General features: G+C 33.4%; 21 protein-coding genes. 20 read left to right on the top strand and 1 reads right to left on the bottom strand.

Translation table 11 applies throughout. The features are described from left to right. Window positions 1-275 precede the first annotated feature (275 nt). Window positions 276-2036, bottom strand: a complete 1761-nt coding sequence (locus tag EF514_RS08190; RefSeq protein ID WP_127724956.1) for a sigma-54 interaction domain-containing protein — start codon at window positions 2034-2036, stop codon at window positions 276-278. A 177-nt stretch (window positions 2037-2213) separates the two neighbouring features. Between EF514_RS08190 and EF514_RS08195 the strand changes: the two genes are divergently transcribed. The 20 genes from EF514_RS08195 (at window position 2214) to EF514_RS08290 (ending at window position 21514) form a co-directional block, all read left to right on the top strand. Continuing rightward, entirely contained in the window at window positions 2214-2945 is a 732-nt protein-coding gene (locus EF514_RS08195; RefSeq protein ID WP_127724957.1) for a creatininase family protein, read from the top strand. Between the two features lie 14 nt (window positions 2946-2959). Continuing rightward, window positions 2960-3778: a carbon-nitrogen hydrolase family protein gene (locus tag EF514_RS08200; protein ID WP_127724958.1), complete on the top strand. Its 819-nt coding sequence runs from the start codon at window positions 2960-2962 to the stop codon at window positions 3776-3778. A gap of 29 nt (window positions 3779-3807) precedes the next feature. Then, on the top strand, window positions 3808-5160 hold the full coding sequence (locus EF514_RS08205; RefSeq protein WP_127724959.1) for a sodium/glutamate symporter: 1353 nt from the start codon (window positions 3808-3810) through the stop codon (window positions 5158-5160). Window positions 5161-5251: 91 nt separating this feature from the next. Next, a complete protein-coding gene (locus tag EF514_RS08210; protein ID WP_205666405.1) occupies window positions 5252-5884 on the top strand; it encodes an RraA family protein in 633 nt (210 codons plus the stop codon). Between the two features lie 144 nt (window positions 5885-6028). Beyond that, window positions 6029-6400 (top strand): hypothetical protein, encoded by a 372-nt coding sequence (locus EF514_RS08215; RefSeq protein ID WP_127724961.1) that lies wholly within the window; start codon window positions 6029-6031, stop codon window positions 6398-6400. Window positions 6401-6499: 99 nt separating this feature from the next. Beyond that, window positions 6500-6952, top strand: coding sequence for a CtsR family transcriptional regulator (locus tag EF514_RS08220; RefSeq protein ID WP_127724991.1), 453 nt, complete (start codon window positions 6500-6502; stop codon window positions 6950-6952). A 13-nt stretch (window positions 6953-6965) separates the two neighbouring features. Continuing rightward, window positions 6966-7463 (top strand): UvrB/UvrC motif-containing protein, encoded by a 498-nt coding sequence (locus tag EF514_RS08225; protein WP_127724962.1) that lies wholly within the window; start codon window positions 6966-6968, stop codon window positions 7461-7463. Beyond that, on the top strand, window positions 7463-8440 hold the full coding sequence (locus EF514_RS08230) for an ATP--guanido phosphotransferase (protein ID WP_127724963.1): 978 nt from the start codon (window positions 7463-7465) through the stop codon (window positions 8438-8440). The genes EF514_RS08225 and EF514_RS08230 overlap by 1 nt, the downstream gene beginning before the upstream one ends. Then, window positions 8440-10887 (top strand): ATP-dependent Clp protease ATP-binding subunit, encoded by a 2448-nt coding sequence (locus tag EF514_RS08235; RefSeq protein ID WP_127724964.1) that lies wholly within the window; start codon window positions 8440-8442, stop codon window positions 10885-10887. The genes EF514_RS08230 and EF514_RS08235 overlap by 1 nt, the downstream gene beginning before the upstream one ends. Beyond that, window positions 10856-12214: a DNA repair protein RadA gene (radA, locus tag EF514_RS08240; protein WP_127724965.1), complete on the top strand. Its 1359-nt coding sequence runs from the start codon at window positions 10856-10858 to the stop codon at window positions 12212-12214. Before EF514_RS08235 ends, radA begins: the two co-directional genes overlap by 32 nt. Before the next feature lie 257 nt (window positions 12215-12471). Beyond that, window positions 12472-12957, top strand: a complete 486-nt coding sequence (locus EF514_RS08245) for a CarD family transcriptional regulator (RefSeq protein ID WP_127724966.1) — start codon at window positions 12472-12474, stop codon at window positions 12955-12957. 97 nt (window positions 12958-13054) lie between these two features. Next, window positions 13055-14110 (top strand): PIN/TRAM domain-containing protein, encoded by a 1056-nt coding sequence (locus EF514_RS08250; protein WP_276317182.1) that lies wholly within the window; start codon window positions 13055-13057, stop codon window positions 14108-14110. A gap of 11 nt (window positions 14111-14121) precedes the next feature. Beyond that, window positions 14122-15232, top strand: a protein-coding gene (prfB, locus tag EF514_RS08255; protein WP_127724968.1) for a peptide chain release factor 2 whose coding sequence is annotated in 2 segments (ribosomal slippage) — window positions 14122-14199 and window positions 14201-15232 — 1110 coding nt in all. Because the reading frame shifts where the segments join, the coding sequence is not laid out codon by codon here. A gap of 9 nt (window positions 15233-15241) precedes the next feature. Then, window positions 15242-15559, top strand: coding sequence for a YbjQ family protein (locus EF514_RS08260; RefSeq protein WP_127724969.1), 318 nt, complete (start codon window positions 15242-15244; stop codon window positions 15557-15559). A gap of 93 nt (window positions 15560-15652) precedes the next feature. Continuing rightward, window positions 15653-16354 carry an orotidine-5'-phosphate decarboxylase gene (gene pyrF / locus EF514_RS08265; RefSeq protein WP_127724970.1) on the top strand — a complete coding sequence of 234 codons (702 nt, stop codon included), beginning with the start codon at window positions 15653-15655 and terminating at the stop codon, window positions 16352-16354. A 1-nt stretch (window position 16355) separates the two neighbouring features. Next, the gene (pyrE, locus tag EF514_RS08270; RefSeq protein WP_127724971.1) at window positions 16356-16985 is read left to right on the top strand and encodes an orotate phosphoribosyltransferase; all 630 of its coding nucleotides are present in this window, start codon (window positions 16356-16358) and stop codon (window positions 16983-16985) included. Window positions 16986-17310: 325 nt separating this feature from the next. Continuing rightward, a complete protein-coding gene (locus EF514_RS08275) occupies window positions 17311-18540 on the top strand; it encodes a M20 family metallo-hydrolase (protein WP_127724972.1) in 1230 nt (409 codons plus the stop codon). Further along, window positions 18541-19824, top strand: a complete 1284-nt coding sequence (locus EF514_RS08280; RefSeq protein WP_127724973.1) for a dihydroorotase — start codon at window positions 18541-18543, stop codon at window positions 19822-19824. Further along, entirely contained in the window at window positions 19821-20045 is a 225-nt protein-coding gene (locus EF514_RS08285; RefSeq protein ID WP_127724974.1) for a hypothetical protein, read from the top strand. Before EF514_RS08280 ends, EF514_RS08285 begins: the two co-directional genes overlap by 4 nt. Next, complete coding sequence (locus EF514_RS08290) at window positions 20042-21514, top strand: sodium:solute symporter family protein (RefSeq protein WP_127724975.1); 1473 nt, start codon at window positions 20042-20044, stop codon at window positions 21512-21514. The genes EF514_RS08285 and EF514_RS08290 overlap by 4 nt, the downstream gene beginning before the upstream one ends. Window positions 21515-21524: the final 10 nt, after the last annotated feature.

Raw genomic sequence — 21524 nt, forward strand, 5'->3', positions numbered from 1 at the left:
ACATTTGGGGTGCGCACTTCATATCTGAAATGCTCTTTTAAAAATATTATATTTAAGAATTATAGAATTACTAAAAAAGTGGGGAAATGTACTATTTGTAATTAGTATATAATACTCAATCAACTACTGATCAATAAAAAATCTCTGAACGTTAAAAAAATATTCAAAAATCTAATGTACTAAAAAATACTAAAACACTTAATTTGACAGTCCCATTTTAGATTAAAAATAGGATTTAAAATGCCTTTTCTCTTCAATTTGAAAAATTAATATTGTTATTTTATTTTTCTATAAAGTGTTGCGGGGCTTATATTCAATTTGTGGCATATTTTTAAAAGATTATCCCTTGATAAAGGGGAGGGATATTTTTGTATTTCTTGTTCAATAATAGTTTTTTCATATAGCTTTACATTATCTTTAAAAGTCAAACTTTTATTATATGTATCTAATTCCATTTTTGGATTTTGTAATTCAATGAAATTTATATTGAAGTGTTTATTAGGTAAATCTTCTGATTTAATAATGCCTTTTTCTTTAAAATTCATTACGTATTCTATAGTATTTTCAAGTTCTCTTACATTGCCAGGCCAACTGTAATTACTTAGTATGTCAAGAGTATTTAAGTCAATCCCAGTTACGTTTTTTTCGAATTTCTTATTATATTTATCTATAAAATAATTAATTAATAATTGAATATCTTTTTTTCTATTTTTTAAAGGTGGGATATTAATTGGTATAACATTAAGTCTGAAATATAAATCACTTCTAAATTCATTGTTTTTGATCATTTCTGACAAGTTCTTATTTGTTGCGGAGATTATTCGTATATTAACTTTAATACTTTTTTCACTTCCAATTGGTTCAACGTAAGAGTCATTAAGAACTCTAAGCAACTTTGCTTGCAAATAAAGTGGCATATCTCCTATTTCATCTAAAAACAATGTACCATTGTTAGCAAGTACTATTTTGCCTACTTTACCGCTTTTACTAGCTCCGGTGAAAGCTCCACTTTCATATCCGAACAATTCGCTTTCCAGTAGAGTTTCAGGTATTGAAGCACAATTTATAGATATAAATGGATTATTTTTTCTATAGCTTGAAAAATGAATAGCTCTTGCAAATAATTCCTTACCCGTACCTGTTTCTCCCTGAATTAATATATTTGAATCATTATTTGAGATAGCCTGTATGTTTTTTTTAAGGTTTAACATTTCAGGATCTTGAGTAACTATAGCTTTAAGTGAGTTGTCAAACTCTGAATTAGAAAAATTTTGTTCTTGAATTTTATCCAGTGTGTTTAATAATACAAGTACTTTGTTTTCGTCTAAATATTTTAACTCTAGAAATAGCACAAAAGATAAATTATTATAATATTTTATTATTTTAGTGTTTATATCTTTTTTTATTTTAAGACAGTTTTCAACTTCAAATTTTATTTTTTTAATTAAATCATTGTATATATCCATTTCGTTAATATATAAAATTGAATTTGCAATTGAATTTGTTATGATTTTATCTTTTTCAAAAAGTAAAATTCCTTCATTTAGATAGTTTAATATTTCCTCAAGGTTTTTATTATAGATTGTTATTTTATTCTTAAGTTCGGTTTCAATTATTTTAGCTGTAATTAAAGAAGATATATGTTTTAGATAATTTATGAGTTTTTCTTTATTATTGATAAGAAAATTTTGCTGTTTTTCATCAAAAGAAGCAATAACTAAAACTCCATATACTAAATCTTCAAGCATTATAGGTTCCAGTATTATAGAGTAATAAGAACCTGTGCAACCGTCAATTATTTTTGGATATATTTTTTCGGGGCGTAGGACGGTAAGATTTTTTTTTGTTTTTATAACATAGTCAGTGTAAGTATTGTTCCAATCTTTTTGATTTAAGGCTTTCTTATAAATACCAGTCCCTGCAATTCTGCGCGTAGGATTGGCACTAATTATTGTAAATTCTAAATTTAAAACAGCAGAAAAGGAAAGTATTAGTGTGTCAAGAAAAGGTTTTAATTCCAACAAAATACTATTCATAAAATTTCTCCTCTCAAAATTGATAATATTCTCAAATTTGAGCTTTCTGTTCTTAAATTTGAGAATATATCATAATTATATATTTAAAATGGCTAAAAAATCAAGCTTTTAAAAAAATATTTTTGGAATGAAACTTGCAATAGATATATATAAGAAAATATAGAAAGGATGTTGAAAATGAAAAAAACTAATTTTATCAAAGATATGTCATGGAGTGAATTTGATGAAAGGAGGAAAGAAACAAAAACATTAATTGTTCCCAGTGGAGCAATTGAGGTTTATGGACCACATATGCCTTTAGGAACTGATATTATTGTGGCAAATAAGCTAGCTGATTTAATATCTGAAAAAGTAAACGCATTAGTGGCTCCTTGCCTTGAGGTAGGACAGTCAAGTAACCTATTTGGATTCCCAGGAACTGTATATTGTAAACCTGAAAATATTAAAGAAGTATACAGGGATATTTGTGAGAGTTATATAAAATGGGGTTTTAAAGAGTTTTTTATTTTAAATACTCATTTACATAACACAGGACCATTAAATTCTCTTATGGAAGAATTAGAAGATGGATATGGTATAAAAGCAGGATTAATAGGTTGGTGGCAATATATTTGGAAGTTTGAAGGAATATTTGAAAGTGATTCTCCTCATGGACATGCAAGCGAGGCTGGTACTTCTGTAATGTTATATCTACATCCAGAATTAGTTGATATGGAGAAAGCTCCAAATTCTCCATCATTGTATAAAGATGAGTATCCAAATATCCAAAAGTATAAAAAGTATGATGAATATTCAAATACTGGAACAATGGGTGATGCAACGGTGGCTACTGCTGAAAAAGGAAAACATGTAGTAGAAAAAGGAATAGCTGAAATAGTTGATTTTATTAATAACTATTTAAGAAAATAGAATAGGAGAATATTATGAATAAGTTTAATATAGCAGTTGTACAAATGAGATCAACGGAATCAAAAGAGGACAATCTTAAAAAAATTGAAAAATTTATACTTGAAGCTGTAGAAAAAAAAGCAGATTTAATTTCATTTCCTGAAAATGTAAATTATTCTGGGAATGACTTTGAGAGTGAAGAACTGGACGGAAAAACATATCAGTTGTTTTCAAGGCTGGCTAGCGAAAAAAAAGTATATATTCATGGGGGATCAATTTCTGAAGAAAATGGAACTAAAAGACCTTATAATACAACTATGTTTTTTGATCGCAAAGGAAATATGATTAGCAAATATAGAAAATTACATATGTTTGATGTAGATATTTCTGATGGACCTGCATATAGGGAATCTGACTCAAAGACTCCTGGAAATGAAATTGTAACTGTTGATACTGATTTGTGTAAGATGGGGTTAAGTATATGTTATGATATAAGATTTCCAGAATTATATAGGATTTTAGCTTTAAATGGAGCAAAGGTTATTTTTACTCCAGCAAATTTTGTTATGAATACTGGAAAGGATCATTGGGAGTCTATACTTAGAGCAAGAGCAATAGAGAATACTGTTTATATAGTAGCAGCAGGACAAACAGGACAACAGCCTGAATATATTGCTTATGGGAAATCATTAATTATTGATCCTTGGGGAGACGTAATTGCAAAATCTTCTGATAAAGAAGGGGTTATTGTAGCGGAGATTGATTTAGATTACTTGGATAAAGTAAGAAGTCAAGTACCTTCATTAAATAACAGAAGAGGAGATGTATACGAATTGAAAGTTAAAAATTCTTAAGATGTTGTTAAAACGATGGGGGTGAAGAAATGACCACACTTGTTCAAATCATGTACGATTTTGCAGCAGTTAGTATTTTATTGGTTCTAGGATTTCTCTTAAGGAAAAAGGTGAAAATCTTACAGAATTATTTTATTCCTGTATCTTTAATAGCAGGAGTTCTAGGTTTATTATTAGGACCACAAATTTTAGGGGAAGTTTCTCCTATTTACATACCATTTTCTGAAACAGTACCACAGTGGTCTACAGTGCTTTTTTGTTTTGTATTTGGTCCAACTTTTCTTGGAATTAAAATGGGTAAAATAAATAAAAATGCGGTATCGGCAACTTTTATAAATGGTACTTTACACCAAATGCAAGCAGTGGTAGGGCTTGTAGCTACACTTATATTTTCAAAAACTATAATGAAAAATTTGCCGATGGGATTTGGTCTTTTACCTGTATACGGATTTTATGGTGGCCATGGTATGGCAAATGCAGCTGGAATAATTTTTGAAGAGGCTGGATATTGGAGTGATGGAATTGGCGCAGGAATGACATTTGCAACTATTGGAATAATCTGCGGTGTAGTATTTGGAATGGTTTTAATAAATAAGGGAATTAGAGAAGGATATTTGGCTACTACTGCAAGTATTGAAAATTTAGATGAAGAAGACTTAACCGGATATGTTCCAGTGGGAAAAAGAGTTTCAATAGGTGAGGGGGTGGCAAATCCTTCAGCTCTTGATCCCTTGGCTTTACAATTTGCCATTGTAGGTTGTGTAATAATCTGTGGTATGATAATGAGATATTTTCTTTTAAAAATCAGTCCTGTGATGGAGAATTTTCCTATCTTTGCTACAACATTTATATCCAGTTTAATTGTGGGAACTATAATAAATAGAACTAAGTACGTTGAATATATCGATAGGGATTCTATGAATAGAATAACGGGATTAGCATTAGAATATATGATAGCATCTGCAATAGCGACTACTTCAGTTGGAATATTCAAGAAATATTGGTTACCTTTTGTTATTATATCAGCTATAATCGTACTTTTAAATTATTTATTAGTGAGGTATATGTCTAAAAAGTGGAACGAGTCTGATTGGTATGAAATTATGATAGGTGCCTTTGGAATGACAATGGGCGTTCTAGCAACTGGACTACTTCTTATAAAAGTAGTTGATCCAAATTATGAAACATCTGCAACTGAAAGTGTTTCAATAGCCAGTACTTTAGGATATGCTTATCAACTTCCCTATACAATATTAATGCCGTTGGTGGTGATGGCAAAACCTAATCTTGTAATTGTAATAAGTATAGTATTATTTATAGTATTTTTCCTATTAGGAGAAATATTATGTGGAAGACGTAATAAAAAGATTTTGAGGGAATAGTAATAATAGAATTATAATATTTTCTAGTTATGAAATTAAGTTTAATTTTGGAGGAGTAATTATGTTTAATGATAATATAAAAAAAAGATTAATGACGACAGATCCTGCGCAGATAGGACATTTTATTGAAGGTGGTTATATGAAGCCTGAAATTAAGCCCATATACAAAAATGCAAAAATTGCAGGTCCGGCGTATACTGTTAGGGCTATAGGTGATGACTCAACAATAGTTTACTATGCAATGGAACGAGCTCCAAAAGGATCTGTAATTGTAATTGACCGTGGAGGAGATCAAACATTTTCTTGTTGTGGTGAAATAGTAGCTTTATTAGCAAAGGAAATGGGAATGGAGGGTATAGTCGTTGATGGACCGGCAACGGATAGTATGGCGATTGAGGAGATGCAATTCCCGGTATTTGCTACTGGTCTATCTCCAGTTACTACTAGACATATTGGATTAACTGGGGAATTTGATATACAAGTTTCTTGTGGAGGAGCCGTAGTAAATCCAGGTGATATTATTTTTGGTGACTCTGATGGAGTTATTGTTATTAAACCTGAGTTATTAGAAGAATTAGTAGAAAAGGCTGAAGCGGCAGATAAAAATGAAGAAGAATGGATAAAAGCATTTAAGTCTGGTAGAATTATGAGTGATTATCTTAACATAGATAAATTAATTGAAAATGATACTCAGGGATATATTAATGAGCTGAAAAAAATATAGATGGATAAGGCATTTAAATATTCATATTTTATATTGAAAAAAATCAAATTGATAATTTTTAAAAATTGGATTATATTTTATAAGTATTATATAATGATAAAATATGTATTTAAAATAAATGATAGTTGGATTTAGGAGTTAGGAATGGCAAAGAAAAAAAATAAGAAAATAAAGTCTGTTAATTTAGACAAGGTTGTTTTAAGTGAAGAGGAAACAAAGGTTGCAAAAAAGAAAGCGATGCTTATAATTTTACTTTGCATAATGTGGCCTATAACTCTTTTACTTTTGTGGCCGTCACTAAGGTCAATAGTACCTACAATTGTATATTATGGAATTATACTTATTTCAATGGTAAATGTGATTTTGACTTATACCTTTACTACTTTGGAAATAGATGAGATGAAATATCAGGCTTTTTTACAGCGAAATCCCATTGGAAAAGTGGAGAGATTAGGCTCTGTATTCGTAATTGCAGAGGTTGGTCTTATAATGATGTTTATTATACTTTCTAAGTAAACTATAGTCTTTACAAAAAGATATTTTAATGTTACTATGATATTAGCATTAGAATATTTTTTTATATTAAAGGACAAAGATGGTCAAAAGGATGATATTATGGCAAAATTATCAAATTCAATAGAGGACTTTCTATTAGAACTAATAGAGGAAGCAAATGGAACAGTTGAGATACAAAGAGCTTTGTTGGCAGAAAGATTTAACTGTGCTCCGTCACAGATAAATTATGTACTAACTACAAGGTTTACTCCCTACAAAGGTTACTATGTAGAATCACGAAGAGGCGGCGGGGGTTATATTAGAATTGTAAGAGTGGAGTTTAAGAATAAAAATTCCGTAGATAAGTTATTTAATGAAGAAATAGGAAATGCTATAACTAAAGATAAGGCTGACCAAATAATCAATGAATTAATGAGATTGGATTATATAGATGAACGAGAGGGAGAAATTATTAGAGTAGCATTAAGTGATAGGTCGTTAAGTCTTTCTGGTGAAGAAAAAAATGAAATGAGGGCAAATATCTTAAAAAATATTTTGTTAGTAATTTTTTAAGTAGGAGGATATTATGCTTTGTGATAGCTGTGGAAAAAGAGAAGCGATAATTGCATATACGAAGATGCAGGGAAATGATATAGAAGAAGTTCATCTTTGTGCAGAGTGTGCAGAGGAAAAGATGAAAAAAGACTTGGTTTTTAACAATGCTGTAAGTGAAAAAATGGAAAGCTTTTTAAAAGATCTCTTTAAGTTAACAGGAAAGTTTAACAATAGCACTCCAAATAAGAGTTGTAAACACTGTGGAACAACTTTTGCAGAGTTAGAAAATAATAAGTTGGGCTGTGAAATGTGTTATGAGGAATTTAAAGAGGAAATAGAAGAAATGCTTTCAAGTTTCACATCCTCTTCAAGACATAAGGGTAAAATTCCTGTAGGAGCAGGGAGTGAAATAATTTCCAAAAGAGAAGAAAATGAGCTTTTAGATAAATTAAGCGTTGCCATTGAGCTTGAAGAATATGAAGAAGCTGCAGTATTAAGAGATAAATTAAAAGAGTTAAGGGGAAAATAATGAAGGTATTACTCAATTCAGAGATAAAACTTTATAGAAATATAAGCGGATATAATTTTCCAAGTAAATTAAACTATGAAGAAGCACAGGAAATAGTGGATGAGGTATCAGTTCCTCTATTAGAGGAAGGCTACGAGAAATTTACTATTGAGGGTTTAAATTCCTTTGAAAAATTAGATCTTTTTGAAGAGGGTAAAATTACTGCTGGAGTTTTGGAAAATGAAAAGCTAAGTGCGGTTTTTTTACAGGAAGGAAGTCCTGCTGTATTACTAAATGGCGAAGATCATATTATGATTACAAAATCTTCTGATGAGTTAAATTTTGAAGAAATTTATGAGGAAGTATCAAAGGTTGATGATCTACTTGACTCCAAGTTAATCTATGCTTATAGAGAGGATTTCGGTTATTTAACTTCCAATCCTCAGAGATGTGGAACAGGAATGGTTTTAGAATCTATAGTGCACCTTCCTGCTACAGATTATCTTGGTGCAAATTCAATTTTAAGTAGTTTAAAGAGATTGGGTTATTCTGCAACGCCCTTTACTAATGGCAGCTCAAAGTTTGTGGGTTCTATTTTTAGGATATCTCCCGATAGAACTATAGGGCAAAGGGAAGAGGAATATATTGATAAGTTTACAAATATTTTAAAAGAAGTAGTGGATATGGAGGAGCAAAACAGAAAAAAATTATACCTTGAGAGAATTATCGATTTAGAGGATTTAGTTAATAGAGCCTATGCCACTTTAAAATATTGTAGAATTATAGATGAGGAAGAAATGATTAGTAAGATGTCGGACTTGTTTTTGGGTATAGAGTTAAGTATACTCAAACCTAAAAAGGACATTGAGTTAATGGAAACCATTAATAAATTTAAAAATGGACATTTACAAATTGAAAGAGGCTCGTTGTTGGATGTTAAATCCAGAAATATTTTAAGGGCCAATAATATAAGAAAGATGATGAAGGAGGTCTTTTAATGGGTATGTTTGCTAGATTTACAGAAAAAAGTCAAAAGGCCATATTATTTGCACAAAATGAAGCAAGAGAGGGAAGACACAACTATGTGGGTTCGGAGCACTTGCTTTTGGGAATAGTTAGAGAATCTACAGGAAGAGGAGCTAAAATACTACATTCTCTTGGAATAAGCTATGATAGTTTAAAAATGGCAACCTACGAAGTAGTGGCAAAGGGACAGGAGGTTACAAGTTCCAATTTAGTTTATACTCCAAGGACTAAGAGAATATTTGAATTGTCCTTTGAAGCAGCAAGGGAAGAAGGAGAAAACTACGTTGAGACAGATCACTTGTTACTGGGAATTTTAAGAGAGGGTAACGGAGTTGCTGTATTAATTCTAAAACGAATGGGAATAGACAGTGCAGCTCTGGAAAATACTATATTAAATTCCTATGATGAGAGATATGAAGGCGATGAAGAAGAAAGACAAAACAAAGCTTTAGATAAATTTACAGTTAATTTAAATGAAAAGTCGGCTGAGGGAAAAATTGACCCTATAATCGGAAGAGAAGAAGAGATAAAAAGAGTAATTCAAGTTTTATCTAGAAGAAAGAAAAATAACCCCGTTTTAATAGGAGAACCAGGCGTAGGTAAGACTGCAATAGCAGAAGGCTTAGCACAAAAAATAGTTGAAGGTGATGTGCCTGAAATTATAGCCGATAAGGTGATAAGAACTTTAGATGTTTCAGGCTTAATTGCCGGAGCAAAGTATAGAGGGGACTTTGAAGAGAGATTAAAGTCCGTTATTAAAGAGAGTATTGAAAGTGAAAATACAATATTATTTATAGATGAGCTTCACGTAATAATTGGGGCGGGTTCCGCTGAAGGTGCAATGGACGCTTCAAATATATTAAAACCAATGCTTACAAGTGGAGAGCTTCAAATAATCGGAGCTACTACTATAAATGAATATAGGAAGCATATAGAAAAAGATACGGCTTTTGAAAGAAGATTAATGCCTATTTTAGTTGAGGAACCTACTGTTGAGGATTCCATAACTATTATCAAAGGGCTTAAGGATAAATATGAGGAACATCACAATGTTTTAATCAGTGATGAGGCAATTGATGCAGCAGTAAAATTATCCCACAGATATTTAACAGATAGATTTTTACCTGATAAAGCTATTGACTTAATTGATGAGGCATCATCTAAGTTAAAGGTAAATTCCTACAAAACTCCTGAATATAAGTATGAGTATGAAGAGAAATTAAGTGAGCTGGAGGAGCAAAAAAACAATGCCATAGATTCTCAAGATTTTGAACTGGCAGCTTCAATTAGAGACAAGGAAAGAATTCTAAGAGAAGAATTGGAAGAAAAGGAAAAAGAATACAAGGAAAGTCTTGGCAAGACAGTAGTAACCTATGAAAATATAGCTCAAATAGTTTCAGAGTGGAGTAAGGTACCTGTAACTAAAATGACTGAAGAGCAAAATGAAAAGCTGTTAAATTTGGAAAAGAATTTAAAACATTTCGTAAAGGGACAGGATGAAGCTATAGACTCTCTTTCAAAAGCAATAAAAAGAGCAAGAATGGGACTTAAAGATCCTGATAAACCAATAGGCTCCTTTATATTTGTAGGACCTACGGGAGTGGGCAAGACTTACTTGGCTAAAATGCTGGCTAAGGAATTATTCGGCAGTGAAGATAATATGATTCGTATAGATATGTCGGAGTATATGGAGAAACATACAGTTTCAAGGTTAATAGGCTCACCTCCGGGATATGTGGGTTATGATGAAGGCGGACAGCTTACAGATGCCGTACGTACTAACCCTTACAGCGTGGTGCTCTTTGATGAAATTGAAAAAGCGCATCCGGATGTATTTAATGTCTTGTTACAGATTTTAGATGACGGTAGACTTACAGACTCAAAGGGAAGGACCGTTAGCTTTAAGGATACTGTAATTATTATGACTTCCAACGCCGGAGCAAGTATGTTAAAGAAAAAGGCGACGATTGGATTTTCAGTAGAAGATACTAGTAAAAAAGAATATGAAAAGATGAAGGAAATAATAAACGGTGCTTTAAAGGATATTTTCAGGCCTGAGTTTTTAAACAGACTTGATGAAGTAATTGTCTTTAAGGAATTAGGTCAAAAGGAAATCTCCAGCATTGTAGGCTTAATGCTTGAAAAACTTGAAGAGAGACTTGGAAATATGGACATTAAAGTTAAGTTTACCAATAAAGTTGTTCAATATATAGCTTCCAAAGGCTTTGATCCTGATTTTGGAGCTAGACCTTTAGAACGTGCCATAAGGAACTATATTGAAGATGAACTTGCACAAAAGATGTTGGAAGGCGAATTTGGCAAGGGAGATAGTATTGAAGTTGACTTTAATAGAAAATTAATAGTTAAAGTGTTAACTGAGGTAAAAAATGAAGAAAAAGACAGTGTTCAAGTGCAGTAATTGCGACTATATATCACCCGGTTTTTTTGGGAAGTGTCCACAGTGTAATCAGTGGAATACAATTAGTGAAATTGAAGTAAGTGAAAGTCCGGGTGCAGTAAAAGCAGTAAAAAAGAATAGTGCAAAAAAGCTTTTGAACATTGAGGACAAGGGTTCATTTAGAGTTAAGACTTCTATTGAAGAGTTTAATAGAGTAATGGGAGGTGGAATCGTAAGAGATTCCATCTCCATTCTAACTGCTAAACCGGGAGCGGGTAAGTCAACTTTGCTTTTGCAGGTTGCTAACGATTTAAGTAAGTCGGGCTTTAAAGTGCTTTATGCTTCAGGAGAAGAATCCGAAGTTCAAATAAAGCAAAGAGCTATTAGAATTACCGATGAAATTTCTGAAAACATATATGTCTACTCAGATACAGTATTAGATAATGTATTGGAGGAAATTGAAAAAATTGATCCTGACTTTATAATTTTAGATTCAATTCAAACCTTTACTTTAAGAGAACTGACTTCAAGAGCCGGAACCCCCACACAGGTAATGGAATGTGCGCATAAAATGGTGGAGATAGCCAAAGATGTTAAAAGGCCTAGAATGGTTTTTTTAGTGGGGCAAATGACCAAACAGGATGAGCTTGCCGGAGTAAGAGCTTTAGAACACTTAGTTGATACTGTATTGCTTATTGAAAATGACGGAAATGAAGAATTGAGAAGTCTACTTACTACAAAGAACAGATATGGTTCCACAGGCGAAATGGGATTTTTCTTAATGACACAAAAAGGGCTAAGGTCACTGGACAATCCGTCGGAATATTTTATGACCTATAGAGAGGCTGGCAGTGAACTTCCCGGTTCGGCTTTAAGTGTAATAAGAGAGGGTACAAGGCCTATAATTTTAGAGATAGAAGCTCTTTCCTCCCAGTCCTTTTTACCCTATCCTTCTAGAATTGGAGAGTGTATGAGAAGGGAACACTTAAACACATTAATTTCAATTTTGGAACAAAGGGCCAATTTAAGATTGATGGACAAGGACATAGTAGTAAAGACCACCGGCGGAATAAAGTTAAAGGAACAGGCCTCAAATTTAGCTGTAATGATGAGTATATTTTCCGCGAGAAACAACATTGCCATAGATACTTCAACGGTATTTATAGGTGATGTGGGATTAACAGGCGAGCTGAAATCCGTTCCGTCAATGGAGCTTAGACTTAAAGAAGCTAGACGAATGGGTTTTAAAAGAGCTTTTATACCTGAAGTAAGTACGAAGTTTGAAGACTTTAAAGAAATGAAAGTATATAGGTGCAAGACTATCCTAGATGTAATTAAGTACTTTTAAAAGAGCCGTGGGCTCTTTTTTTTATATTTCAAGGTTACTTTAAGTTTTATATGTAATTATTAAATAAATTCTAAGTTTTCTTAGTAATATCCTTGACAAGTTAACAAGTATTTCACTTGTTATTTTAATAGTCGCTTGATAAAATAAAATAAAGTTGAAATAAACTTTACTTTTTGACCTATTAGTGATAAAATTATTAATTTATTTCAATTAAAATATGATATACTTATATTGGGCGTATTTTCAGGAGGGATAATATGTTTGATATAGGTGATAAAGTTGTTTATCCTATGCATGGTGCGGGTATTATAGTTGCAATTGAAGATCGTGAAATTTTAGGTGAAATAAGAAGATACTATGTGCTTAAAATGCCTATTAACGATATGGAAGTAATGGTACCTGTATTAAATGCGGGAGAAGTAGGGGTAAGAGAAGTTTTGGACATTGAAGAAATGAATAGAGTTCTGGATGTTTTAAAAGTTGATGATGAAATTGATATGCCCACAAATTGGAATCGAAGATATAGGTATAATATGGACAGAATTAAGACCGGAAATGTTGAAGAAATAGCTAAGGTAGTAAGATGTTTGGAAAAGCTTGATGAAGAGAAAACACTTTCGACCGGTGAAAGAAAAATGCTTCTAGGAGCAAGACAAATTATTATATCTGAAATGGTTTTGGTATATGGTAAGAGTATAGATGAAATGTCTGAACTCGTTGATCATATAATTATGGAAAGTTAAAGTTTTAAAAATATGTAGAAGAGGAGGGGTTCTTATTAATAATGGAAAGATAGCCAGCAGGGTATTTAAGTTTTTATTTACATCTATAGGCGTTGGATTGGGAATAGTCTGTTTTGAATTGTTAAGATACACGGGAATTTTTTTAGGCTTTAGTAGAAGCATAGTTTTAGCAGCTAATGTTTCTATTATTGTTATTTTTGCAATTATATTCTTTTTTTTATCTCCAAAGGTATTTAAGGTAATTAAAAACGGACTTGATATTTTAGAAAAAATCTTGGAGGCAAAGACGGTCTCGGAAATTATTTCGGGATCTGTAGGTTTGATTATAGGCTTAATAATTGCTTTTTTTATAAGCCAACCTATTAATTTAATTCCAATTCCCTATTTAGCACCTGCCGTCTCAATTATAGTCTACGCTATAATGGGCTACTTGGGATTAAAGATGGGACTTGCCAATAGGGAAAAGTTAACCTTGAGGATAAGAGACTTAACCGGAACAATAAAAAGTACGGGAACTAAGGAAAAAATAAAGGGCAGCAAATTGAAGGGCATTCCTAAAATTTTAGATACATCAGTAATAATTGATGGAAGAATTAGGGACATATGCACTTCAAATTTTTTAGAGGGTTCAATAGTTATTCCTGTCTTTGTTTTGGAAGAGCTTCAACATATTGCCGATTCTTCAGATGGACTTAAGAGGAGTAGAGGCAGGAGAGGTTTGGACATAATTAAAGAAATGCAGGAAAATGAAAGATTGGATATTGTAATTCATCAAGCTCCTTACGATGAAATAAACGAAGTTGATTCTAAACTGCTTCAATTGACAAAGGACTTGGGTGGAAAAATAGTAACTAATGACTACAATTTAAATAAAGTTGCAATAGTACAAGGGCTTGAGGTTTTAAATATAAATGAACTTGCCAATGCCGTAAAACCTGTATACCTACCTGGAGAAGAAATGTCCATTCAAATAGTTAAAACTGGAAAGGAACAGGGACAGGGTTTAGGATACTTAGATGACGGTACTATGATAGTAGTTGAATCGGGAAAGGGTTACTTGGGAGAGACTATTAATGTTATGGTAACCAGTGTACTTCAAACGGCAGCAGGTAAGATGATTTTTGCAAAACCGATGTTAAATGGAAATAAATAGAGGAGGAGATTATGGAACAAAATATATATATGGAAAAGGAGCGCCTTAACGAGGCGAAATCCTTAGTTGAAAGCTTGGGTGAATCTCTTTGACTTACCTAATTTAAGGAGTAAGATTAAAGAGTTAAATGAAGTTCAAATGGAAACGGGATTTTGGGACGACAGTGAGAGAGCTCAAAAGGTAATTAGAGAGCAAAATCACTACCAATCCAAAGTTGATAAGTTTGACAACTTAATTAAAAAAATCAATGATGAAGAAGATCTTTTGGAATTAATGGAGTTGGAAGAGGACTATTCCTTTTATGATGAATTTAAAGGGGAGCTAGATGTAATTGAAAAGCTGTCTCAGGATTTTAAGCTGGAAACTCTTTTAAACGGAGAGTATGACTCCAATGACTGTATACTTTCCATTCACGCCGGTGCCGGCGGTACGGAGGCTCAGGACTGGGCAAGTATGCTCTACAGAATGTATGTAAGGTATGCGGAGAAAAAAGGTTATAAAATAGAAACTTTAGACTTGTTAAAAGAAGAAGAAGCGGGAATTAAATCCGTAACTTTAAAAATTATGGGAGATAATGCCTACGGTTACTTTAAAGCTGAAAAAGGAGTTCATAGATTAGTGAGAATTTCTCCTTTTGATTCAAATAAGAGAAGACACACTTCCTTTTCTTCAGTTGATGTATATCCGGTTTTAGATGAAACTACTGAAGTGGAAATAAAAGATGAAGATTTAAAAATTGATACCTATAGATCTTCGGGAGCAGGTGGACAACACGTTAATACAACAGATTCCGCAGTTAGAATTACTCACATTCCAACAGGAATAGTAGTTCAGTGTCAAAATGAAAGATCTCAAATTCAAAATAGAGAACAGGCAATGAATATGTTAAAGGCAAAACTTATAGCCTTGGCTGAAGAAGAGAAAAAAGAAAAAATAGAAGACTTACAGGGCAACTATTCGCAAATAGCTTGGGGTTCTCAAATCAGATCCTATGTATTTCAACCCTACACTATGGTTAAAGACCATAGAACCAATACGGAAATAGGTGATGTAAACAGAGTTATGGATGGAGACTTAGATGAGTTTATTAATGATTACTTGCAGATGAAAGCTTCAAAATAGGAGAATACTATGATACTTACAACTACGAATAATATAGAGGGAAGAGAAGTTACAAAATATTTGGGATTGGTTTTTGGAGAACAGGTAAATGGAATTAATTTTGTAAAAGATATAGGAGCCGGTCTTAGAAATATTGTGGGCGGTAGAAGTGCAGGATATGAAGATGAAGTCATTGCTATGAGAGATGACTGTTTAGATGAAATTGTAATGAGGGCAGAGAAAATGGGTGCCGATGCAATTATAGGTATTTCCTTTGACTATGAAGTACTTGGTCAAGGTAACATGCTTATGTTATCTGTATCGGGAACTGCAGTAAAATTAAATTAAATTGAAAGCGGAAAGTATATTTTCCGCTTTTTTTAATATACAAAAACTTTAAGTCTTATGGTAAAATCTATTAAGAATATAAGGAGGCGGACTATGGCGAAAGATGTAATAATAGCATTGGACTTTGACTCCAGTGAAAAAACTTTAAAATTTTTAGAGAATTTTAATGAGAAAATGTACTTAAAAATTGGGATGGAGCTTTTATACAAGGAAGGTCTTGACGTTGTAAGAGAAATTAAAAAGATGGGGCATAAGATATTTTTAGACCTTAAGCTTCATGACATTCCAAATACAGTGGCACACGCTACAAAATCACTTATCAGCTTAGATGTAGATATGATTAATTTCCACATTGCAGGAGGGTACCAAATGCTTGCTCAGGCTGTGGATGTAATAAAGGAATCTAACGTAGATGTAATTCCAATAGGAGTAACTATATTAACTTCTATGACAGAGGAACAAATTCATAATGAGCTTCAAATTAGAGAAGACATTAATTTAAATGAATTGGTCTTGGACTATGCAAAGCTTGGAAAAAAATCCGGATTAAAGGGAGTAGTATGTTCCGCCCTTGAAGTTCCAGAAATAAAAAAACAATTGGGAGATGAATTTTTAACTGTAACTCCCGGAATAAGACTTGCTGAAGATTCAAAGGATGACCAAAAGAGAGTGGTTACTCCAAGTGATGCAAGGGAGCTTGGAAGTGACTATATAGTAGTGGGAAGGTCAATTACCAAGTCGGAAGATCCCGTGGCAAGTTACCATAAGATTAAAAAAATGTTTTTAGGAGAGTAAGATGAAAAATATTGCAAATATATTATTAAATATAAAAGCTGTAACTCTTTCACCGGATGAACCCTATATTTGGGCATCTGGTATAAAATCGCCGATATACTGTGACAATAGATTGATTTTATCATATCCTGAACAAAGAGATGAAGTTGAAGAAGCGCTAAAGAATTTAATAGCTGATAAATTTAAAGATGTGGAATATCTTATGGGTACAGCTACTGCCGGAATTCCCCACGCTGCTATTGTAGCCGATAAGATGGGTTTGCCAATGGGGTTTGTAAGAACTTCTAAAAAAGATCACGGCAAACAAAACAAAATCGAAGGTAAACTTAAAAAAGGTGCAAAGGTAGTAGTTGTGGAAGATTTGTTTTCTACTGGAGGATCTTCAATAGAGGTGGCACTTGCACTTAGAGAAGCGGGTTTTGATGTGTTGGGAATAGTTTCCATTTTTACCTACAATCTACCTAAGGCTGAAGAGAATTTCAAACTTAACGATATAGTGTACTATTCACTTACTAATTTTGAAGAGCTTATAGAAGTTGCCCATGAAACAGAATATATTGAGGAAAGTCAAATTGACAAGCTTTTAAAATGGAGAAAAGATCCAAGTGATGAAAGTTGGATTAACGGTTAAATTTAAATGAAGTTAAAAAAGTAAACAGTTGTGTTTACTTTTTTATTTTTATAGATTCAAGCTATATTTAGTATAACGTTTTCAGATAGTGGTTATTAAAAACTCTCTTGAAATAGATAGTTAATTAGGTTATAATGAATTTTCTCAATAGAAGAGTTTGTAAAGTTTAACCTACATATTAGAATATTTACTAATAACAATCTCATATAATTGTATAGAATCTCCAAGTTTACTTTGTAAATTTATTTGCAGAGGAAATCTGGAGATTTAGTTTTTTAAATTTTCCAATTCCAATTTTAAATAAATACTATAAAGGAGTGAGAATATGGGATACTCATTAGAGGACATTAACTATGTTGAAGAGCTGTTTGAGAGATTCTACAGTATTGGAGCAATTGAGACCGGAGGCGTTACCAGATTGGGTTACAGTGAAACTGAGGACTTGATGCACAAAACTTTTTTTAAATCTGCCGAAGAATTGGGTTTTACTTCATCAGTAGATCAGGTGGGAAATGGTTTTATTTCCAATGGAGATTTTGACGAATATTATTTAATCGGCTCCCATTTAGATTCGGTTGTAGATGGAGGAAGGTATGATGGAGTTGCGGGAGTACTGGCCGGCCTTTTGGTAATGAAGTGGGCAAAGGAAGATAACTTAAAAATTCCCTTAAAGACTGTGGCTTTTAGATGTGAAGAATCCAGTAACTTTGGGGTATCAACTATGGGAAGTGAATTAATTACCAGCGGAAATGGAAGTGATTTTGCAGCTTTAACCGGAAAAGACGGAAGAACTCTGGGAGAAATTTTTAAAGAAAAGGGATACAGCTTTAAACCTGAAATAATTAAAGGTGTAAAAAAGTATTTGGAAGTGCATATTGAACAGGCAAGGGTTTTAGAAAAGCATGGTGAGAAAATAGGAATAGTTACCACTATTGCAGGGCCAAGAAGGTTTAAGTATCACATTACGGGGAAATCCGAACATTCAGGAGCGACACCGATGAATATTAGAAAAGATGCTTTGTGTGGCGCCGCCGAAATAATTTTGGAAATTGAAAAAATAGGTTTAGAGGAGTCGGTTTTACATTCCGTAGCAACTACCGGAGTTGTTAAAAATATGCCCAACGCTTTAAATGTAGTGCCGGGAGAAGTTGAGCTTCAAGTAGATACAAGAGGAATTGACATGGAAAGTTTAAATAGAATGGAAAATCACATCTACGAAGAAGGCAAGTCAATATGCAGGCGAAGAGGGTTGCAATTTATAAGGGAAAGACTGGGAGGATCCGATCCTGTGGAAATGGACAGCAAGATGCAGGACAAGTTGGAAGGTGTAATTGAAGAACTGGGCTACCCCTATAGAAGAATGGTCAGCGGTGCAGGTCATGATGCTATGAAAATGACGAGAATATGTGATACTGCTTTGCTTTTCATACCTTGTAAAGACGGTATAAGTCATAATAAAAATGAATTTACAGACATTGCAAGTATTTGTGACGGTGCAAGTGTAATTTATGAATATTTAAAGGGAGATTTTAATTTGAGGGAAGGAGAGGATTAAATGATTTTAATAAAGGGAGGTAGGGTGATTGATCCTAAAACCGGATTGGATGAAATGAGAGACATTGTACTGGAAGGAGATAAAATTAAGTATATCGGTAGATTTCAAGTAACTGAGGAGTATGAAAAGGTTATTGATGGAGAAGGTTTAATAATCGCTCCCGGACTAATTGATGTACATGTCCACTTTAGAGATCCGGGTTTTACCTATAAGGAGGACATTGAAAGCGGGGCGAAAGCCGCAGCTAAGGGAGGTTTTACCACTGTAGTTGCAATGGCAAATACAAATCCTGTAATTGACAATGTAGAGACTTTAAAATATGTGGTGGAAAAGGGTGATAAAGCGTTAATAAATGTAAAGACAGTTGCGTCAGTTACTAAGGGTTTAAAAGGTGAAGAGCTGACGGATATGGGAGAACTTTTGGAAAAGGGAGCAGTGGGTTTTAGCGATGATGGAATTCCCTTAATGGATTCGGAATTTCTACATAGGGCAATGTTGGCAGTAAAAAAACACAATGTACCTATAAGTTTACATGAGGAGGACATTTCCCTTATTGGAGTTCAAGGGATTAACAATGGAATAGTATCTAATAAACTGGGTTTTAAAGGAGCTCCAAATGTTTCGGAAAGTTCAATGGTGTCAAGAGATGTAATGATAGCTTTAGATACCAGAGCCAAGGTTCACATTCAGCATGTAAGTGCAGAGGAGTCTGTAGAAGTTATTAGACTTGCAAAAAAAATGGGAGCAAAGGTTACGGCTGAAGTAACACCTCAACACTTTTCTCTTACAGAGTATGCAGTGGTGGAAAAGGGAACTTTGGCAAAGTTAAATCCGCCTCTTAGAACTTTAAAAGATAAGTATGCGTTAATTAGAGGTTTAAAGGATGGAACTATAGATATAATTGCCACAGATCACGCCCCTCATAGCGACGATGAGAAAAATCGAAATATTAAAGAAGCACCAAGTGGAATGATGGGTTTGGAAACCTCCCTTGCTTTGGGAATTACCAATCTTGTTCGAAAAGGACATTTGACCATGTCCGAACTTTTGGGAAAAATGACTGTGGCGCCTGCAGAACTCTATGACTTTGACTTGGGGTACTTGGCAGAGGGGGCAGTGGCTGACTTAGTAATATTTGACGATAATGAGCAGTGGAAAGTAACAGACTTTGAATCCAAGTCAAAAAATTCGCCTTTTATAGGTAATACACTCTATGGTAAAGTAAAGTATACCATTCACAATGGTAATATAGTATATGAAGATAATGGGGGGAGGAAAATATGAAAAACAAAATTATAATACCGATTTTTTTAGTATTGTTATTCCTTGGAGTCTATCCTTTTAAATTTACGGCTCAAGGTGGAAACTATTTATTTGGGTGGCTTCCGGTACCTTTGGCATTTTGGTGGATTTCCATGGTGGTAAATTTAATATTTGTACTTATTGTAAGCAGACATTTTGTAAAGGTATCTGAGAGAGAAAAAGACGAGGAGGAGGAAAAATGAACACGGGTGTAATCAGTTTTCTAATCATTATAGGTTATTTAATATTTATGTTGGCAATAACCATAGTAAACAATAAAAAGAAGAAAATGGAAGAAACTGCAGTGGGATTTTTCCTGGCCGGACGTGGCGTAAGTGCAGTACTTCTACCTCTTACAATGATTGCAGCAATGCAAAGTACCTTTGCTTTTTTAGGAGCTCCGGGCATGTACTACACTCATGGAATCTCCTATATGGTTTTAATACTTAGCCAAGTTTGGGTTGCAATGATGGTAATTTACTTTGGAAATAAAATTAGAAAGTTATCTCTTAGAAGAGGCTATCTTTCAATTGGAGATTTTTTTGAAGATAGATTTCAAAGCTCCTATTTAAAAATAATAGCTTCAATTATTTCAGTACTTATGACTATGGTTTTTTTATCTATGCAGTATGTGGGAAATGCACGTGCTCTTTCTATAGTTACAGACGGATTTATAAGTTACCAATTTGCAATAATAGTGGCAGTGGTATTTTCACTTTTATACGTACTTATCGGCGGGGCAAGCGGAGTGGTTTTACTTGATGCCATTCAAGCGGTTATACTAATGGTGGGAATGGTAGTTGCGGCTTTTATAGCTCTAAAACCTGTAGGAGGAGTTAAAGCTCTTTTTGAAACTACAGCTGCTACTATGCCTGAGTTGTTAAGTCGTCCGGGACCTCAAGGTCTTTACAACGATAAATACTGGGTTATGCAGTTTATTGTTCTGCCTTTTGGAATTTGGCTATGTCCGCATATTTGGAACAAGTCGCTAATGGCAAAGGATGAAAGGGCGTTGGCTCGTTCGGCAATTAGTATACCCGTATCTCAGGTTATAATCTATGCTTTTTCAGCTTTGTTTATAGGTCTTGCAGGACATATATTAATAAATCCAAGTGAACTTACAGCTGCCGACAACGTGCTTCCATTGATGATGACAAAGTATTCAAGCTGGTTAGTTGCAGCTTTTGTAATGGCGGCGGCAATATCTGCCGGAACTTCTACAATTAATGCAATGTTGCTGGTATCTTCACAAATAGTATCTCAGGACTTGGTTCTATTTGGTAGGAAGGACAAGGTTTCAGATAAACAAAATATTTTTATTTCACGTATAATAGTTCTTATAATATCAATAGTTTGTGCTATTATAGCATTAAGACCTCCTGAAACTTTAGTTCAAGTGGTACAAGATGTGGCCTATACCGGACTTGCACAGCTGGCCCCTCCTTTTATAGCGGGACTTTACTGGAGTAAGGCAAGTAAAAAGGGAGCTGCCGTTGGACTTACAGTTGGAACTGTAATTTTATTCGGCACGAGAATTTTAAATATCACTCCTTTGGGATGGCCTGGATTTATGTGGGCGTTTTTTATAAATATAATTTTATTAGTGGTAATATCGTTAATGGAAAATAAGAATACATTACCGGAAGGTTTTGGAAATATAAGTAAAATATAAGGAGAGTTAA

This window comes from Anaerosphaera multitolerans (assembly GCF_004006535.1).
Classification (GTDB): domain Bacteria; phylum Bacillota; class Clostridia; order Tissierellales; family Peptoniphilaceae; genus Anaerosphaera; species Anaerosphaera multitolerans.

Excerpts from the sequence above, each read along its gene's own strand:
- EF514_RS08280 (WP_127724973.1), top strand. The coding sequence starts at position 18,541 with ATGATTTTAATAAAGGGAGGTAGGGTGATTGATCCTAAAACCGGATTG.
- EF514_RS08235 (WP_127724964.1), top strand. The coding sequence starts at position 8,440 with ATGGGTATGTTTGCTAGATTTACAGAAAAAAGTCAAAAGGCCATATTA.
- EF514_RS08290 (WP_127724975.1), top strand. The coding sequence starts at position 20,042 with ATGAACACGGGTGTAATCAGTTTTCTAATCATTATAGGTTATTTAATA.
- EF514_RS08225 (WP_127724962.1), top strand. The coding sequence starts at position 6,966 with ATGCTTTGTGATAGCTGTGGAAAAAGAGAAGCGATAATTGCATATACG.
- EF514_RS08230 (WP_127724963.1), top strand. The coding sequence starts at position 7,463 with ATGAAGGTATTACTCAATTCAGAGATAAAACTTTATAGAAATATAAGC.
- EF514_RS08215 (WP_127724961.1), top strand. The coding sequence starts at position 6,029 with ATGGCAAAGAAAAAAAATAAGAAAATAAAGTCTGTTAATTTAGACAAG.
- pyrE (WP_127724971.1), top strand. The coding sequence starts at position 16,356 with ATGAAAAATATTGCAAATATATTATTAAATATAAAAGCTGTAACTCTT.
- pyrF (WP_127724970.1), top strand. The coding sequence starts at position 15,653 with ATGGCGAAAGATGTAATAATAGCATTGGACTTTGACTCCAGTGAAAAA.
- EF514_RS08195 (WP_127724957.1), top strand. The coding sequence starts at position 2,214 with ATGAAAAAAACTAATTTTATCAAAGATATGTCATGGAGTGAATTTGAT.
- EF514_RS08210 (WP_205666405.1), top strand. The coding sequence starts at position 5,252 with ATGACGACAGATCCTGCGCAGATAGGACATTTTATTGAAGGTGGTTAT.
- EF514_RS08205 (WP_127724959.1), top strand. The coding sequence starts at position 3,808 with ATGACCACACTTGTTCAAATCATGTACGATTTTGCAGCAGTTAGTATT.
- radA (WP_127724965.1), top strand. The coding sequence starts at position 10,856 with ATGAAGAAAAAGACAGTGTTCAAGTGCAGTAATTGCGACTATATATCA.
- EF514_RS08285 (WP_127724974.1), top strand. The coding sequence starts at position 19,821 with ATGAAAAACAAAATTATAATACCGATTTTTTTAGTATTGTTATTCCTT.
- EF514_RS08190 (WP_127724956.1), bottom strand. The coding sequence starts at position 2,036 with ATGAATAGTATTTTGTTGGAATTAAAACCTTTTCTTGACACACTAATA.
- EF514_RS08245 (WP_127724966.1), top strand. The coding sequence starts at position 12,472 with ATGTTTGATATAGGTGATAAAGTTGTTTATCCTATGCATGGTGCGGGT.
- EF514_RS08275 (WP_127724972.1), top strand. The coding sequence starts at position 17,311 with ATGGGATACTCATTAGAGGACATTAACTATGTTGAAGAGCTGTTTGAG.
- EF514_RS08260 (WP_127724969.1), top strand. The coding sequence starts at position 15,242 with ATGATACTTACAACTACGAATAATATAGAGGGAAGAGAAGTTACAAAA.
- EF514_RS08220 (WP_127724991.1), top strand. The coding sequence starts at position 6,500 with ATGGCAAAATTATCAAATTCAATAGAGGACTTTCTATTAGAACTAATA.
- EF514_RS08200 (WP_127724958.1), top strand. The coding sequence starts at position 2,960 with ATGAATAAGTTTAATATAGCAGTTGTACAAATGAGATCAACGGAATCA.